This is a genomic window from Blautia parvula (assembly GCF_020215665.1).
Taxonomy (GTDB): Bacteria; Bacillota; Clostridia; order Lachnospirales; family Lachnospiraceae; genus Blautia; species Blautia celeris.
Genome location: NZ_CP084061.1, coordinates 4,182,452 through 4,199,165 on the forward strand (window position 1 = coordinate 4,182,452; position 16,714 = coordinate 4,199,165).

At 47.1% G+C, this 16,714-nt stretch carries 14 protein-coding genes; 2 read left to right on the forward strand and 12 right to left on the reverse strand.

Translation table 11 applies throughout. The features are described 5' to 3' along the window. Positions 1-34 precede the first annotated feature (34 nt). A complete protein-coding gene (locus LC508_RS19385; protein ID WP_033141671.1) occupies positions 35-1,027 on the forward strand; it encodes a uroporphyrinogen decarboxylase family protein in 993 nt (330 codons plus the stop codon). Between the two features lie 55 nt (positions 1,028-1,082). On the opposite strand, the gene LC508_RS19390 is transcribed toward LC508_RS19385, so the two are convergent. The 4 genes from LC508_RS19390 to LC508_RS19405 all read right to left on the reverse strand — a co-directional run bounded on the left by LC508_RS19390 (position 1,083) and on the right by LC508_RS19405 (position 5,109). Beyond that, a complete protein-coding gene (locus LC508_RS19390; protein ID WP_118594062.1) occupies positions 1,083-1,400 on the reverse strand; it encodes a putative signal transducing protein in 318 nt (105 codons plus the stop codon). A gap of 16 nt (positions 1,401-1,416) precedes the next feature. Continuing rightward, a complete protein-coding gene (locus tag LC508_RS19395) occupies positions 1,417-2,058 on the reverse strand; it encodes a sugar O-acetyltransferase (RefSeq protein WP_103731854.1) in 642 nt (213 codons plus the stop codon). A gap of 115 nt (positions 2,059-2,173) precedes the next feature. Continuing rightward, entirely contained in the window at positions 2,174-2,812 is a 639-nt protein-coding gene (gene pgmB / locus LC508_RS19400) for a beta-phosphoglucomutase (protein WP_033141669.1), read from the reverse strand. Between the two features lie 11 nt (positions 2,813-2,823). Continuing rightward, positions 2,824-5,109 (reverse strand): glycoside hydrolase family 65 protein, encoded by a 2,286-nt coding sequence (locus LC508_RS19405; RefSeq protein WP_103731855.1) that lies wholly within the window; start codon positions 5,107-5,109, stop codon positions 2,824-2,826. Positions 5,110-5,433: 324 nt separating this feature from the next. Here LC508_RS19405 and LC508_RS19410 point away from each other — a divergent pair, with 324 nt between their 5' ends. Further along, positions 5,434-8,277, forward strand: a complete 2,844-nt coding sequence (locus LC508_RS19410) for an ATP-binding protein (protein WP_103732545.1) — start codon at positions 5,434-5,436, stop codon at positions 8,275-8,277. A 45-nt stretch (positions 8,278-8,322) separates the two neighbouring features. Here LC508_RS19410 and trhA read toward each other — a convergent pair whose 3' ends face one another. The 8 genes from trhA to LC508_RS19450 form a co-directional block, all read right to left on the reverse strand. Next, the gene (gene trhA, locus LC508_RS19415; protein ID WP_033141666.1) at positions 8,323-8,985 is read right to left on the reverse strand and encodes a PAQR family membrane homeostasis protein TrhA; all 663 of its coding nucleotides are present in this window, start codon (positions 8,983-8,985) and stop codon (positions 8,323-8,325) included. Between the two features lie 202 nt (positions 8,986-9,187). Next, positions 9,188-10,993: an amylosucrase gene (locus LC508_RS19420; protein ID WP_103732546.1), complete on the reverse strand. Its 1,806-nt coding sequence runs from the start codon at positions 10,991-10,993 to the stop codon at positions 9,188-9,190. A gap of 124 nt (positions 10,994-11,117) precedes the next feature. After that, a complete protein-coding gene (locus LC508_RS19425) occupies positions 11,118-11,354 on the reverse strand; it encodes an HPr family phosphocarrier protein (protein WP_103732547.1) in 237 nt (78 codons plus the stop codon). A 63-nt stretch (positions 11,355-11,417) separates the two neighbouring features. Further along, positions 11,418-12,365 carry an allose kinase gene (alsK, locus tag LC508_RS19430; RefSeq protein ID WP_103732548.1) on the reverse strand — a complete coding sequence of 316 codons (948 nt, stop codon included), beginning with the start codon at positions 12,363-12,365 and terminating at the stop codon, positions 11,418-11,420. A gap of 37 nt (positions 12,366-12,402) precedes the next feature. Continuing rightward, the gene (locus tag LC508_RS19435) at positions 12,403-13,569 is read right to left on the reverse strand and encodes an ROK family protein (protein WP_103732549.1); all 1,167 of its coding nucleotides are present in this window, start codon (positions 13,567-13,569) and stop codon (positions 12,403-12,405) included. A 23-nt stretch (positions 13,570-13,592) separates the two neighbouring features. Further along, positions 13,593-14,891 (reverse strand): aminotransferase family protein, encoded by a 1,299-nt coding sequence (locus tag LC508_RS19440; RefSeq protein WP_118594061.1) that lies wholly within the window; start codon positions 14,889-14,891, stop codon positions 13,593-13,595. Further along, positions 14,884-15,645: a glucosamine-6-phosphate deaminase gene (gene nagB / locus LC508_RS19445; RefSeq protein WP_103732961.1), complete on the reverse strand. Its 762-nt coding sequence runs from the start codon at positions 15,643-15,645 to the stop codon at positions 14,884-14,886. Before nagB ends, LC508_RS19440 begins: the two co-directional genes overlap by 8 nt. Continuing rightward, complete coding sequence (locus tag LC508_RS19450; protein ID WP_103732960.1) at positions 15,642-16,685, reverse strand: iron-containing alcohol dehydrogenase; 1,044 nt, start codon at positions 16,683-16,685, stop codon at positions 15,642-15,644. Before LC508_RS19450 ends, nagB begins: the two co-directional genes overlap by 4 nt. Between the last annotated feature and the right edge of the window lie 29 nt (positions 16,686-16,714).

A 16,714-nucleotide genomic window follows, 5' to 3' on the forward strand; every position in this document is an offset into this window, starting at 1 on the left:
TCGTTGGGGTTTTAGAAAAGGAGGTATTCACTTTATGTTAACCAGAAGACAGAATTTATTAGAAACGATCCGAGGCGGTCATCCGGACCGTTATGTAAACCAGTACGAGGCACTGGGAATGATTTTCGGCAATCCATATACCGCTGCAAGTCCAAACCCGGAATACGGCAAGCCGCCTATTAAAAACGCATGGGGCGTTACCATGGTATGGCCGGAAGGAACTCCCGGCGGATTCCCGATTCACGACGAAGAACATATTGTCTGCAAAGATATTACACACTGGAGAGATTATGTAAAAGCACCGCGTCTGGATTATTCCGATGCTGAGTGGGAGCCATTCATCGCTGAAGCGGAAAAAGTAGACCGCAATGAATATTTTGTTACACAGTTTATCGCTCCGGGACTTTTTGAACAGTGCCATCATCTGCAGGAAATCCAGAACGCGCTGATCAACTTCTATGAGGAGCCTGAATGCACACATGAACTGATCGAGTATCTCACCGAATGGGAATTGCAGTACGCTGAGAAAATCTGCAAATATATCAAACCGGATGCCATCTTCCACCATGATGACTGGGGAAGCCAGACTTCCACCTTCATCTCCCCGGATATGTTTGAAGAATTTTTCCTTCCGTCCTATAAGAAGATTTACGGCTATTACAGAGACCACGGTGTAGAAGTTGTGATTCACCATGCGGATTCCTACGCAGCAACTTTGGTTCCGTTTATGATCGAGATGGGAATTGATATCTGGCAGGGATGTATGACCTCCAACAATATCGCTGACCTGATCGCAAAATACGGCGAGAAGATTACCTTCATGGGCGGCATTGACAGTGCGTCCGTAGACCGTCCTGACTGGACACCTGAGCTGGTGGAAAAAGAAGTCCGCCGCGCATGTGAAGAATACGGAACAAAATATTACATTCCGTGTATTACCCAGGGTCTTGGAATCAGTACCTTCCCGGGTGTTTATGAGACAGCCAGTGAAGCAATTGAAAAAGTAAGCAAAGAAATGTTCAAATAGTCAATAAAAAACCGTCCGCATCAGCCCTGAAACTGCTGCGGACGGTCCTGTTTTTTTAATCTTCCGGCGGCTCTCCGGTATTCCATTCTTCCTCCGGAATCTCCGTTTCATTGTCCAATGCATCCCAATTGATGGAATCCATCAGTTCTTTTGCCTTCTCATAGACGTTTTTTCCAACCAGGATATCTGTCCCAAAAGTACCTGAAGTGCCGGCAACAATAGTGAGATATCCGCCTATGCTGTTTCCCTGCGCTATATAAGGAATGTTGTTTTCATCCAGCAGTCCGGTCAGCGCTTCTCTCTCATACACACCATAGACTGTTCTGAGATTCACCATCTCAAATTCATCTTCCTGCTTCTTTTTATGAAACATATACCCTCCTGTCAGACTATTCTCTCCAGTCTTTGTTTACAGGTACGCCTTTGCGGAAATATTCCTTATCCTCATCTGTGATCTGCCTTGCAACGCGGCATGGTGTTCCGAAGGCAACCACATTGTCCGGGATATCCTTGGTGACTACGCTGCCAGCGCCGATGACCACGTTATTGCCGATCGTAACACCCGGCATGATAACCACATTTGCCCCAATCCACACGTCATTTCCGATATGCACAGAAAGAGAGAACTGGGTGCCGTCCCTTCTGTATTCCCCGTAAACCGGATGTCCGGTCACACAGATGGATACATTCGGTCCGCACATAACATAATCCCCGATAAAAACATCCACATCATCCACCACCACGAGTCCGTAATTGGCATAAAAATAATTGCCTACGTGGGTGTTGCAACCATAGGAAAAATTCACTGGTGACTCGATCCACACCTCATCCCCCATAGAACCAAGTATCTGCTGCAAAAGCTCCCGTTTCCGTCCGTAGTCAGACGGATTTGTCTGATTGTAGGCAAATGTCAGCTCTTTGCCGTGTTTTCTCTGCCTCTCGATCACCTTCTCATAGGCAATATCTTTTTCATCCTTGTGCCCGTATTCCCGGTATAAAAGACCGCTTTTCATCTGCTGTTCCAATGACATATGTGTAATCCTCCTGTATGTCCGCTTTTTGTAACTGTTCATTCCGGCCTGCGCGTTTGCCGGGCTGACCGTGCATGAATGATTACCATTATTCTATCATTCTTTTTGCATAATGTCACGAAGCAGCTTCCAGTAAATCGGAGAATGTGTTCAGATTATACGTCGCCCTTCCGCATTTGACCGCGTCACCGATGGCTGCACAGTCCATGTGTCCTCCAAACGCCGCTTCCAGTCCTGATTCCGCATCCTCCACCACAAGACAGTCCTGAGGCTGCAGGTTCAGATACTCTGCTGCTTTCAGGAACACCTCCGGGTCCGGTTTGGAGCGGGAAATATTGTTGCCGTCGGAAACCGCATCAAAATATCCGGAAAGTCCCAGACGTTCCAGGATAAATCCCGCATTCCTGCTGGATGAACCGATTGCCAAAAGAAGCCCCCTGCTTCTCAGCGCATCCAGTGTCTCCTTCACCTGCGGGTCCAGGTCAGCAGTTGTCATATTTTTCAGAAGTTCACGGTACAGGTCATTTTTTTCTGAGGCATAGCGGACTTTCTCCTCCTCTGTCATCTCACCATCGTATTTTTCCAGAATGATCTCAAAGCTCTCCATCCGGCTCACACCCCTAAGTCTGTTGTTGATCTCCTCATCAAAATAGATTCCCAGCTTATCCGCCAGCTTCTTCCATGCCTGGTAATGGTATTTGTCTGTGTGGCAGATCACACCGTCCAGGTCAAAAATAATTCCCTTGTATTTCATGGCCTCTCTCCTTATCTCTCAATCTCAATGGTATCTTTCAGAAGGTACTTTGTACCGAATACGGTTATCTCCCTGGGTTCTCCCTTTTCCAGCGTAAACACAGACTTATCCCTGCCCACGCAGACCTGGATATGACTGCCTCTGTAGCTGATCTTAAAGGTATAAGATTCCCATTTGTCAGGAAGTACCGGCGCAAAGCAGATGCCTGTCTCTTTCAGCCGAAGGCCGCCGAATCCGTACACCACAGCCATATAATTTCCACCCATATTTGCTGTATGGATACCGTCCTTTGTGTTGTGGTGCAGATTGAACAGATCCAGCTTCGCGCTGTCACCGAAATAGTCATAGGCCTTATCCTTCAGTCCCAGCCTGGATGCCACAATACTGAAAATACATGTGGAGAGTGAAGAGTCATGGGTCGTCACATTCTCATAGTACGCAAAGGACTTTCTGATGGTCTCCAGGTCCTGCGCATCCTCATAGATAAAATGCGCCAGCACGGTATCTGCCTGTTTACACACCTGATAACGGTACAGGCAGAGCGGGTGATAATGCAGAAGCAGAGGGAACTTGTCCGCAGGTGTACCCTTGATATCCCACACCTCTTTTTGAAGGAAAGAGTCATCCTGGGGATTGATGCCTGTCTCTTCGTCATACGGCAGATACATCTGTTCCTCCGCTTTCTTAAACTCCCGGATCTCCTCAGGCTTTAATCCTATTTTTTCAGCCACCGGAGCAAGCTTTCCGGCCTCCCCCAGCAGTTCATAAAAACGCACGGCCCAATGAAGATTATACTGGGCGCCTGCATTGGTGTAATAATTGTTATTTACCAGACACGTGTATTCATCCGGACCTGTCACATCATTGATGTGGAATTTTCCCCTGTGGAAATTCCCCGCATCCATCCACAGCCTTGCCGTCTCAAAAATGATCTCAGCGCCCTTTTCCGCCATCAGGTCCAAATCCCCGGTGGCCAGATAATAAGCCACCACCGCATAGGCAATATCCCCGTTAATATGATACTGCGCAGAACCTGCCGGGAAAAATCCCGAGCACTCAGAACCGGAGATTGTTCTCCACGGATAGAGCGCTCCTTTTCTGTGCCCCATGATTCGGGCATTTTCCCTGGCTGCATCCAGGATACTGTACCTGTACGCGATCAGGCTGGCGGATATCCGGGGATTTGTCAGGGTAAAAAATGGCTGCATATACATTTCTGTATCCCAGAAATAATGCCCCTCATAGCCCTCACCGGAAAGTCCCTTCGCGGCTATATTACTGTGCTCGTCCCTGCCCGCTGACTGGAGAAGCTGATAGAGGTTATATCTGACAGCAACCGCCAGGTCATCGTCCCCCTCTATATCCAGCGCTGACTGTGCCCAGAACTCATCCAGGTATTCTCTCTGCTGCCTGTACCATTTTTCAAGGCTGACAGACAGCGCCCTGTTCATAGCATTTTCCGCTTCCTTCCTGCAGTCTTTGTATCTGAGGGAATCCGTAAACACTGTATATTTCACCAGCCGGACTGTCTCACCCTCCCTGATATCTGTTTCCATTTTTCTGGTGACAGAGTGTCCTTCCTGCACGGAATTCTCCCGGCAGACTGCACCGGTTCCGCATGAAAGTACATCCTTTACCGCCGTACACACGGTAAGCCCGGAAGTAACAGTCTCTGTGACAAGATAAGACACCCCGTCCTTCACCTCTGCACTGACCGGGCGCAGATGCTGAAAGCTTTCACCGGCAACCCTCGGATCATTGGGGTTACAGTAATTCTTCACATCCCCGTTATGTACAGAAATAAATTCCAGTGTCCCGCTGAAATTCAATGCCTTTACCTCATAGGATATGGTGAAAAGCGGAAGAAGCAGAAAGGATGTCATTCTCCTGATGGTGATCTCCACTCTGTGCCCCCCCGGAGAGCGCCACACTACCTGTCTCTGCGTGAATCCATTCTGCATATCCAGGCTTCTGCTGCTTTTTTCCACAGTCCCCTCAAACATACAAAAGGTCTCCCCCTCAATCTTCAGAAAGATAGTCTGGGTATCTGCCACATTCAGCATTGTCTGCTTTTCCTCAGCCAGTCCGCAGAGCTTTTCGGCCTGAGACATTTTGGCAATATCATAGAATCCGTTGATATAAGACCCCCGGATCGTATCATACCCCTGAGCATATCCCTCCTCAAAGTCAGAGCGGACCCCAATATAGCCGTTGGCATTGTGAAAGACCGTCTCATTTAAAAGACACTGCTCATTTTCAAGCCCTATGTCCTCAATCTGGTAAACCCATTTATTCATTCTGTTCTTCCTTTCTCTGTAAGCTTTATCTCTGTTCTTTTCTTGTCATCATTCTAGCAACAACTTTTTTTATTTTCAATGGTTTTATGCAACACCATTAAATTACATAATAACCTTATTTTTATTTTAGCATAATAACCAAATATTTTTTCCGAAATATACAGTTTCCATAAACATTACACATCTATTTATCACCGGTCTGTCTATTCGTTCCCTTTTCATTGAAAACATTCTTCCAAAGCATTATAAAAATTGATTTTTTCCCTTATATCCTCTATACTTATAATTATATATCTCACCAACAAATAAAATGGGAGGCATACGATGAAAAGACTTTTTGCCTTGATGCTGAGCATTATCATGCTTTTATCCATATCCGTACCCGTTTATGCCAGAGAACCGCGAAAAGTCACGGTAGCCTTTCCCAATCTGGCAGACAATCGTCTCTATGTTGTCAATGAAGACGGAAGTCTTGGCGGCATGATGTACGAATATTTTGAAAATCTGGGAAAATGCGCCGGATGGGACATCCAATATGTAGTGGATGATATGGAAACGCTGTTCGACAGTTTTCTTAACGGGGATATTGATATTATGGGTTCTACCGGATATTCAGAGGGTATGGATGAGTACGCGGATTACCCCTCATTATCCAGCGGCTTTGACTACACCTGTCTGGTGGTACAGAATGACAATATAGACATTACCTCAGGGGATTTGACCTCCCTTGACAATAAAACCGTGGCGATCAGCAGTACACAGGAAAAAAACGGGAAAGAAAAGGTTCTGGAGGACTTCTGCGACAGCAATCAGATTCATCTGGATATAAAAATATATGAATCCCACCTCGATTACTTTAACGCCCTGAAAAACGGAGAGACGGATATGATCCTGATCGGCAGTGCAGCCCGTGGATCCGATATGCGGATCGTCACACGTTTTGCCGACTCTCCCTATTACACGGTCGTATCCAAGGACAAACCGGAAATACTGCGTGAGCTCAATGCTGCCCTGTACACCATGCATGCCATGTCCCAGGACTATATGGACCAACTGGAAAACAAATATATGAAAGGCAATGACAGCCTAGCAAATGCCTTTACCGCTGAAGAGAAGACATATCTGAGAGAAAAGGGAACCCTGACGGCTGTTCTTCCGAAAACATCATACGGAGCCTCAGACAAGCTGGGTGTCAACGGGAACTATAGCTGTCTGGACGCTGATATTGCCCAATATTTCTGCAGTGAGATCGGCATTTCAGTCAATTATATCGTTACGGACACCCTGGATCAGGCCATTGAAATGGTAAAAGAAAAAAAGGCAGATTTTCTTCCCCTTATGATCACCCATCCCGGCAGTGAAGACACCTACAGTGAACTGCAGCTCTTTCCCTATAATACACCGGAACAGATGCGTGTCACTGCCAATCCATCTTCCAACAAGCCTGTACTTGTCCTTCCCCAGTATGAACAGAATCTTCCTGAAATGGATGCCCTGCTGGATGATTATGAAAAGGTATTGTACTGCAGCAGCGCCGTAGAATGTCTGGAGTATGTGTCAGAAGGACGTGCCACTGAAACCATACTGGATAATTTTGCTGCCCAGTATCTTCTTATGGAGAGCAGCTACCCGAACCTCTCCATAACTCCCACTGACCTGAAACTCACCACCATGACTCTGGCCGCCCCGGCATCCGCTGATACAAACCTGCTCACCATACTGGAAAAAGCAGTGCTGAATATGAATGCTTCGGAAATTGATGATACGGTTTACCAGCGCATGATCACAGAACAGACAAATGCGTCTGTCACCTTAACCGCTTTCTTTAAAAAGCATGTGATCTCCATATCTGCAGCCCTTCTGGCTGTGATCGTATTTATACTGTCCTGTATCGCGGTTGTTTTAATATCCCGCATACGGCAGAAAAGCATGCAGGAGACACTGGCTGAAAGAGAACGCAGTGAAAAGGAGCTCAGCCGTGCCCTGGAACGCGCCAATGTTGCGACTGAGGCTAAGACCAGATTTCTGTCAAATGTATCACATGAGATGCGCACACCCTTAAACGGCATATCAGGAATGCTCACCCTGATGCAGAACGAGGAATCTGCACAAAAGAATAAAGAATACCTGGAAAAAGCCAGAATATCCTGCAGCCAGCTTCTTTCCCTGATCAACTCCGTTCTTGACATGTCACGGATAGAAAGCGGCAGAGAGACACTTTCCCCGGAAAGCTTCCATATGTCCACCATTTTGGAAGAACTGCATGCCATGCTCAGCATACAAGCAGAATCCAGAAATATCCGTATGGACATCAACGGAGCCTCTATCCCGGATAGAACACTTATCGGCGACTGCGTCAAGCTGAAACAGATATTATCCAATGTGATCGTAAATGCCATTAAATTTACACCTGAAGGCGGCCGGATCACCCTCACTGCAGAAGAAAAGGCCGCCAATGGAAAAGGTGAGATTCTCTACCTGTTTGAATGCAGGGATAACGGCATTGGTATGACCAAGGAATTCATGAAAACCATGTTCCAGCCCTTCTCCCGCTCAGTGGAGGCGGACAAAATGCAGATAAGCGGAACGGGTCTTGGCCTGTCCGTGATCAAAGGTCTGGTAGATTTAATGCACGGAACCATAGATGTAGACAGTCAAAAGGGGAAAGGTTCTGTTTTCCGCATCATTCTTCCCTTCCCTGAGAAGCCTGATATAAAGGAGGAATCTTCTGCGGAATCAGAAAGCCAAGAGGAGCCCAAAGATTCAGCTGCTCTTCTGCAGGGAAAACGAGTCCTTGTCACAGAGGACAATGAACTGAATCTGGAAATCACGGAACAGTTCCTTGAGATCATGGGGATAGAATCCAGCCCTGCCCGTGACGGTGCCGAGGCAGTGGATATGTTTTCCTCCTCCCCGTCAGGTACCTTTGATGCCATTCTCATGGATATCCAGATGCCCAAAATGGACGGGTATGAGGCCACAAAAGCCATCCGGAGCCTTCCCAGGGAAGATGCCGCCTCAGTTCCCATTATCGCCATCACAGCGAACGCATTCCGGGAGGACATGGAACGGGCACTTTCCTGCGGTATGAATGACCATCTTTCAAAACCTGTAGATGTGAAAAAACTGCAGGAAATCCTTATAAAATACTGCTGCGGCAGGGAATAAAAAAACAGGGTGTATGAAATCCGAAATTTCACACACCCTGTTTTTTTATACCGACATGGGAAGAACAAAGAAATACATGACAATAAAGTGACATAAACTTCCGCCCATAACAAACAGATGAAATATCTCGTGGGAACCGAAATTCTTATGGTTTGCATTGAAGATCGGAAGCTTCAGCGCATAAATGATACCTCCCACTGTATATATAATGCCGCCTGCCAGAAGCCATCCGAAACCCGCCGGTGACAGCGCCCGGACAATGGGTACAAAGGCGAACACACAGAGCCAGCCCATTGCAATATAGATAACAGAAGAAAACCACTTGGGACAGGTGATCCAGCAGGCTTTGATCAGAATTCCCACAATCGCTACCAGCCACACTGCTGTACAAAGGATCGTCCCCGTCCTGCCGTGAAGCACGATCAGACAGATCGGCGTATAACTTCCTGCTATGAGAATAAAAATCATCATGTGATCCATCTTGCGCAGACGCCGGTTTACCTTTTCCGTGGAATCAACGGTGTGGTAAATAGTACTCGCCGCATATAACAGGATCATGCTCAGCATAAAAACACTCATTGCGATTATATGGATGCTGTCCGGTTCCCTGGCTGACCTGATCAGCAGCGGAGCCGCTGCCAGCACTGCCATCAGCCATCCGATAAAATGTGTAATTGCGCTGCCCGGTTCTTTGATCTTCAGTTTCATAACATCACTCCTCACTTTAATTATACATATAGTATGTACTTCACCTGCATTTGGTATTCTTAAATGTTATATGTAGTTTTAATTACTACGTTTTGATATTTATTATACTACTACTCATCTACGCATATTGCAACCCTTTTTTATAAATTTTTTCTAAAAGTACAAAAGGAGCCCGGTATAAAACCGGACTCCAACACTAAATTTATGCAAGCCATAAGTATTCATACGGCCCAAGTACAATATTATCCCACAGAGGTACTGTTTTTCCCTGAATCAGATCGTGCAGTTCCCAGGGAAGCCCGAACCAATTTACAGCATTGCAGTTTACCACCTGTCTCTCCTCACTGAAATTGGCAAGGACCAGCATTTTATCCTCCCTGTGGAACGCAAACACTGCTTTATTCCCTGTATCAATGGGAATGGAAGATATATTGGAGGCGAATATGGGATTTTCCTTCCGCACCCGGATCATTTCCCTGATACTGCTGAAAAGGATTCCCTCCACAGTGCCCATATCATGTCTGTTCCCTGCTTTCTCCCAGTCCATGGGTGCCCGGTGCAGCCAGCGGGAATCATGGGCAATGGTCTCATCCTTCTTGTAATCCCACCAGTTCAGGGTTCCGATCTCATCACCGCTGTACAGAAGAGGGATTCCGGTATAAGAAATGATCACACTGTTTAAAAGCAGGATCCTCTTGACCGCCAGCTCCAGCTTATAGCGGTCTTTCTTCAAAATAGCCTCCTCAAGACCGCACAGGGATGCCATTGTGCCGCTGTTTCTCGCGTCCAGCGTCTCAGGATTGAACTCATAGAGCTCCCCCTTTGCAAAGCTGCCGGGGAATTTTCCTTCCATGAATTGAATGATAAACTGCTTATGAGCCTCGGGGTCCATCCCCAGATCCCTGATGATATCCTTCTCAAATCCCCATCCGATGTCATCATGGCATCTTGCATAATTGATCCACACCCCATCCTTTGGCGTGCCGTAATCAATAGACATGGAACGCTGCATCAGCCGCACATCCCTGGTTGCAAGCGAGTTCCACAGAAGCACCATAAGAGACGCATTGTACATGATATGGCATTCCTTCTCCTCAGGTGTACCGAAGTATTTTACAATCTCATGAGGCTCTACGATAGCTTCCCCCAAAAAGACAACAGAGGGGCATACCTCCTCTATGATCATCTCATACATTTTCAGAAGTGTGTGCACCTGGGGCAGGTTCATGGATGAGGTTCCCAGCTCCTTCCACATATAAGGGATGGCATCCAGCCTGAATATGTCAATCCCTTTGTTGGCAAGTGTCAAAAGCACCTCAGCGATACGGTTGAACACGTTGGGGTTCTTATAGTTCAGATCCCACTGGAATTCATAGAAACGTGTCATGACAAACTTTCCGATATCCTCGTAGTAGGTAAAATTCTTAGGTGCAACGGAAGGGAAGATTTCCGTCAATGTCTTCTCATACTCGGAAGGAATGCCGTAATTGTCGAACATATAATACATATCTTCGTATCCCGGCTCGTTTTTCCTGGATTTCAAGGCCCACTCATGTTCCTTAGCCGTGTGGTTCAGCACAAAATCAATACAGGTGCGGATTCCCTTTTTCTTCAGTCTGTCAACCACGTGTTCAAACTGCTCTGTGGTGCCGAATTTCTTATCCACGTTCAGATAATCGGACACTGCGTATCCACCGTCATTCTGGCCCTCTCTGGACTGCAGGAGCGGCATAAAATGCACATAAGTCACACCCAGGTCTGCCAGATAATCGATCCTCTTTTCAAAGCTGGACAGATTGTCTGAGAACTTGTCCAGATACAGCATCATTCCCACCATTTTCTCTGAAAGATACCAGTCATTCCCCTTCTTATCCTGCTTTCTCAGCGCAGTGCTCCTGCCTGCCCTGGCCTTCTCCATAATTTCCATGAGCTGGTCAAAGAAAAACTGGGTGATCCCGTTCTCCCCATACAGCCCAAAATAATATGTGCGCAGTTTATCCATAGACATAATATTCTGCTCCTTTCACACGCCGGAAGTTCCTTCCGTATTCTCTTATATCAAGTATACAGGATAGACGAATTTCCCACAAGCCAAAAAGGCACCGCCGGAAATATCCAGGCGATACCTTTTGTCAGGCACAGATATACTTTTCAAATTTTTCCCTGATCATCTGTTCGTCCACACGGTCTGCATGCACCTGCATGACGACCGAACGGGCCGCGCTGATGAGCATTGCACTGATCACAGACTTCGCGTCATATATACAGCTTCCATACCTCAGGTCCACATCGTACTCAACTTTATTGGCCAGGTTCACAAAATCAATGACTTCATTCACATCCTTTAAATTGACCGGAAATGTGATCATTTCTCTTCCCTTCTTTCTTCTGTACGCCGGGCCTCCCTGCTCAGGCAGCCCGGCCCATATAACTCAGCTTATCATTCTCGCTCTCTGACACTCTTCTTTCAGTCTGTTTCTGGCAAATACGGCTGCTCCTATGACGCCTTTTCCCACATATTCTTCTGAATATATATATCGGAAACCGTATCCCATCACATCTGTCCCCACCTTTTCATTTACAGCCTGCTCAAACGCCTTGCGGGGAAAATCCATCATCTCCATAACACCGCCTCCCACCACAAGGGAATCCGGGTTGAAAATAGTTGCCATCACAGCGTACACATGCGCACAGGCATCCACAAATTCCTTAAGGGGCTGCTCCTCCCTGTGAAGTGTGAACATGTCCTGAATTTCCGTATTCGGATAATACTGTTCCCGAATCTGCTGAAGCCGCCAGCCCGATGCATAACACTCACAGCAGCCTTTTTTGCCGCAGCTGCACGGGTCGTCCCCTTTGTAATACGGAATATGGCCCAGATCCAGTTCTGCCCCGTCCTTGCCCTCCAGGGGCTTTCCGTCGATGATCACGGACGAGCCCACACCGGTACCGATATATATGCCGACCACGATCTTCTGGTTTTCCAGATGGTTCACAGCCACATCGTACTGCAGGATATTGTTCACGTCATTGTTCACATACACAGGGACTTCAAAATATTCCCTCATTTCAGCCGCAATATTTCTGTTGAGAAATACCACTTCGCCTGCACTGTTTCTTATATTCGTTGTACAGATGACAGTCTCCTTATCATTGGAAACGGAGGATGGAACACCGATGGATATGGCCTCTATCTCTTCGATTCCGTTGGAAACTCTGTACTTCTCAATAATCTCACAGAGCTTTATCACCGGATTGTGGGCATTGGCAATGTAAAAGCTTTTGATGACAGAGGGATTTTTCATCTCATTGTCCGGGGTCACAGCCCCGATGCGGAGATTGGTTCCCCCCAGATCAATGCCGATTATTACATTTTTCATTCTCCACTTCTCTTCTTTCTCTCTGCTATGGTCTCAGTTAATTATTGATCTCATCCACCCAGGCATCTCTCACCATATGAAAACAGCCCCGCATCATGTGGTACTCGTCATACAGCGCCTGCCGCACCTCCACATGGATAGGAATAGCCTCATTGGCCAGAGACTCCACAAACGCCTGGAAACGTGTCATGATCAGCCTGCTGTAGTCACTGTAACAACTGTCCACGACCAGTGTTCCCGGGTTATAAACCCACAAAAGATTGTAAAGCACTCTGACTATGGTATCCAGGGCTTCATCCACAATTCGCCTTGCGTCCTCCCCCTGCTCTTCATAGTCACGGATAACTTCCTTAAATGTTTTGCCGATACCCGCTTCACGAAGTTTCCTATTCAGAACAGAGACGGAGATCATATCCTCAAATGTAGTATATCTCTTCTCTGCGCTGTCTGTGAGTAGAAGCATCTTACCAACCTCACCGGCCATCAATTCCTCCCCCATGACTGCAGTTCCCCTGTGGATAAAGAAGCCGCCCACACCGTGACCGCAGTAAAAGTAAAACTGACTGTCCGATTCAGAATCCATACTCTCATACTCAGACCACGCAGCCGGCACCACGTCATGAAGAATCAAAATATTGCTGATCCCAAACGCGTCCGTAAACAACTGTCTGATATGCAGCTCCTTAAAATCAGCTATAAGGTCATAATTAACCAGGTCAACATCTTCATAATAGGCACTGGGAACAAACACTGCGACACCCACCGTAACCGTATGCATGGCGGCAAGCTTTTCCTTTATCATATCCACTGCGCGCAGAAGGTTTTCCCTGTAACTGCGCCCGGTATCAAATTCCAGTGTCTGCTCCTCCTTCTGTACCTCATAAATATCATATATAAGGAAGCTGATCTCATCTACAGATGTCAGATTGATGCATACAATATTACCGTATTTTTCGTTGATCTGAAGGGCTTTGGGTTTTCTTCCCACATCATTCCCTTCACAGACCTTCTCCACAAGGATATCATTTGCGATCAGGTCATCCACAATATGCTTCACGGTCATGACGCTGATATGGTTCTCCTTGGCCAGCTCACTCCTGGTCTTGGTTTTGTCCCTGAGTATGCTCTGCATAATGTTTGCCACATTTATATTTCTGATACTGCTGACTGTCAGCGTCTGTTTTTTATCTGCATCCATAGTCATAAAATCACTTCCTTTAAATTATTTTATTTTAAACACTCCTTAAGAGATTTCTCAATGACAGCAACCGCTTCATCCACATTTTCTTTTGATGTGATCAATGCCGGATGCATGACCACAACCACATTCTCCAGGTTCTTTCTGCTCTCCAGCTCTGTGACCAGACCATTATGCAGCATAGCTTCATAAAATTCCTGGCCCAGCACATATTTATCCTCCGAAGGTGTTCCCTCCAGCTCCATACCCTGCAGAAGGCCGCGTCCGCGTACATCCTTGATGACAGGAAATTTATCCTTCAGTTCAAGAAGTCTGCTGTGCAGATAGTCACCTACCACGCGGCTGTTCTCCACAAGACCGTCCCGCTCGATGATCTCAATGTTCTTCAGTGCACTGCGGCATGCCAGCGGGTAACAGGAATGGGTATGTCCGTGAAGGCTGATCTTGCTCATTGCCTCCCCGATTTCCTTTCTGCAGAGGACTGCAGAGCCCGGAACGTATCCGCTTGTGAGCGCCTTGCCTGTTACCAGGATATCCGGAGTCACACCTTCATACTGACATGCGAACATGGTTCCCGTCTGTCCGATACCGGTAACAACCTCATCGAAGATCAGAAGCGCACCATATTTATCACAGAGCTCTCTGACACCCTTCCAGAATCCCTTTGGCGGTACGATCACACCGCCGGCTGCAAAGATGGGCTCTGAGATCACAGCGGCAATTTTATCACCGCCCTCGTGAAGCATGGTCTGCTCCAGGTATTTCAGGCACTGCAGGCCGCAGGTCCCCGGCTCCTTACTGAAATCACAGTGGTAGCAGTAGGGCGGGGCAGAATGTACGAATCCTCTCGGCAGCAGCTCTGAGATACCGGAGTTTTCCTGTATCATCTCAGATTTTCCCGTAGCGGCTGCCGCACCTGCGGTGGAGCCGTGGAATCCCCGGCGGAAGGAAATGATTCTTCCTCCGCCTCTGTAGTATTTTGCCAGCTTCAGCGCGAACTCGTTGGCGTCAGAACCGGTACAGCCGAACATTACCTTATCCAGGCCCTCCGGTGAGATTTCAATCATCTTTTCTGCCAGGGCTGCCCTCTCCTCTGTCGCGAAGCAGGAGGTCACGGACACAATCTTTTCAAGCTGGTCTTTTAATGCCCCGATCAGTTCCTCATTGCCGTGTCCCAGACTGCAGGCTGAGAACTGGCCCGAAAAATCCAGATATTTCTTTCCCTCGCTGTCGTACAGATACATCCCTTTTGCATTCGTAAATGCAATATCATCTGTAGTATAACACTGAATCAGATATTTTTTATCTTTTTCTATAATCTTATTCATAAATGATCCTCCCTTTTTCCTCCTGCAGATCTGCTTCTGACAGGGCATCCTCGTCTGCGATAATAGTCACATTGGGATGAAACTGTAAGACAGATGCCGGTACTTTTGGTGTTACCGGGCCGTTAATGACCTGGTTCAGAATACCTGACTTTTCTTTTCCGCTCACGAGCAGCAGAATCTTTTTTGCCCTCATAATGGTACCGATTCCCATGGTATAAGCCCGGGACGGCACATCTTCCGCCCTTTCAAAAAAGCGTTTGTTGGCTTCAACCGTGCTTGCTGCCAAAGTGACACAGTGGCATTTTTTCTCGAAAATCTCTCCCGGTTCGTTAAAACCAATATGCCCATTGTGGCCAAGGCCCAGAAGCTGCAGATCCACTCCGCCGGATTCTTCTATAATCCTTTCATAATCACTGCATGCCTTCTCACTGTCAGGCTCCATACTATCCGGTATGTGGGTATTCTCGGGCTTTATATTTATGTCACAGAACAGGTTCTTTCTCATAAAGTAATAATACCCTTGTTCATTGTCCGGTTCCAGTCCCTTATAATCATCCAGGTTCATAGATTTCACCCGGGAGAAATCCAACAGACCCATACGGTACCATTTTTTCAGGTACCCATATGCGCCGACCGGGGTGGAACCTGTCGCAAGACCCAGCACACATTCCGGGTTTGAAATCACTTCCGCGCCCAGGATGGATGCTGCCTTTTCGCTTAGTTTATCATAATTCTTTGCCCTGTAGATTTTCATAAAGCTGCTTCCCACTCTCCGTATTTTGCGATCACCTTATCCTTGATCATCCGGCAGAATTCGTCTGTTACCTTGAAGTCATTTACTACTGTATACCAGTATCCGTGGCTCTCCAAGAACTCTTTCTCATATTTGATCGCTGCGAACACGTCATCCCAGGTGATCCCCATTCCTTCCGGCCTGATCTCCACTCCTGCCTTGTGGATGATATCCAGGATCCCGTCCGGGTCATTTCCTCCCATTGCGGAGCCTACAAAGATCCCCAGGCATACCGGCTGGCCGTGGATGAATTTTTTCTTTGTCATGTATTCCAGTGTGTAGAATAAGAAATGGTCACTTCCCTCAATGGGTCTTGGGTTCCAGCCGTTGTTGTGGAACGCTGCTCCGCCCCATCTCAGGCCCTCTGTCAGTACACGGATTCCTTTTTCATTTAACTCGTAGATGTCGTCCAGGTTGTCCACTACAGACTGGTATACCTCTTTTACCTCATCCACCATCTCCTGGTCATACGGCCATTTCTCCTCACATTTGCCCTGGCCTGCCGCATATTTCCAGTCAAACATGGAGTTGTTATAGCAGAGTACATCGCATACACCGCTTCTGTTCAGAGCTTTCGGGCCGCTCTGGATCACATCGTAGTCCACGTATACAGCTACAGGCTCCACATATCCCACATATCTCACAACACTGTTGAATCTAAGACCCGCGCGGTGTCCGAACACTGCGTTTGTGGCGATGGATGTGGGGACCTGATATAAAGGCATATGTGTCTTCCACGCAACCGTTTTTGCGTAGTCAACGGCCTGTCCGCCGCCCATTCCTATCACTGCCTCAAACTTCGGAAGCTTTTCAATATTTGCCATGATCTCATCGTATTCCAGGGTTTTTACAAAGTGTACGATGCAGTCATCGTCGAACTCATCTTTGAATTTCTCCCACAGATCCTCCATTGTCACTACCAGATAAGGTCTCTGTACGATATTTTTCAGCTCACCAACTAAATTGCGTCCGTAAATTGTTGTAAACATCTTTTTTGCCATGATTTTAATCTCCTCTTCTATTCAATCAG

What these genes read in the sequence shown, in the direction of transcription:
- LC508_RS19385 (WP_033141671.1), top strand. Translation starts at nt 35, where the DNA reads ATGTTAACCAGAAGACAGAATTTATTAGAAACGATCCGAGGCGGTCAT.
- LC508_RS19390 (WP_118594062.1), bottom strand. Translation starts at nt 1,400, where the DNA reads ATGTTTCATAAAAAGAAGCAGGAAGATGAATTTGAGATGGTGAATCTC.
- LC508_RS19395 (WP_103731854.1), bottom strand. Translation starts at nt 2,058, where the DNA reads ATGTCATTGGAACAGCAGATGAAAAGCGGTCTTTTATACCGGGAATAC.
- pgmB (WP_033141669.1), bottom strand. Translation starts at nt 2,812, where the DNA reads ATGAAATACAAGGGAATTATTTTTGACCTGGACGGTGTGATCTGCCAC.
- LC508_RS19405 (WP_103731855.1), bottom strand. Translation starts at nt 5,109, where the DNA reads ATGAATAAATGGGTTTACCAGATTGAGGACATAGGGCTTGAAAATGAG.
- LC508_RS19410 (WP_103732545.1), top strand. Translation starts at nt 5,434, where the DNA reads ATGAAAAGACTTTTTGCCTTGATGCTGAGCATTATCATGCTTTTATCC.
- trhA (WP_033141666.1), bottom strand. Translation starts at nt 8,985, where the DNA reads ATGAAACTGAAGATCAAAGAACCGGGCAGCGCAATTACACATTTTATC.
- LC508_RS19420 (WP_103732546.1), bottom strand. Translation starts at nt 10,993, where the DNA reads ATGTCTATGGATAAACTGCGCACATATTATTTTGGGCTGTATGGGGAG.
- LC508_RS19425 (WP_103732547.1), bottom strand. Translation starts at nt 11,354, where the DNA reads ATGATCACATTTCCGGTCAATTTAAAGGATGTGAATGAAGTCATTGAT.
- alsK (WP_103732548.1), bottom strand. Translation starts at nt 12,365, where the DNA reads ATGAAAAATGTAATAATCGGCATTGATCTGGGGGGAACCAATCTCCGC.
- LC508_RS19435 (WP_103732549.1), bottom strand. Translation starts at nt 13,569, where the DNA reads ATGACTATGGATGCAGATAAAAAACAGACGCTGACAGTCAGCAGTATC.
- LC508_RS19440 (WP_118594061.1), bottom strand. Translation starts at nt 14,891, where the DNA reads ATGAATAAGATTATAGAAAAAGATAAAAAATATCTGATTCAGTGTTAT.
- nagB (WP_103732961.1), bottom strand. Translation starts at nt 15,645, where the DNA reads ATGAAAATCTACAGGGCAAAGAATTATGATAAACTAAGCGAAAAGGCA.
- LC508_RS19450 (WP_103732960.1), bottom strand. Translation starts at nt 16,685, where the DNA reads ATGGCAAAAAAGATGTTTACAACAATTTACGGACGCAATTTAGTTGGT.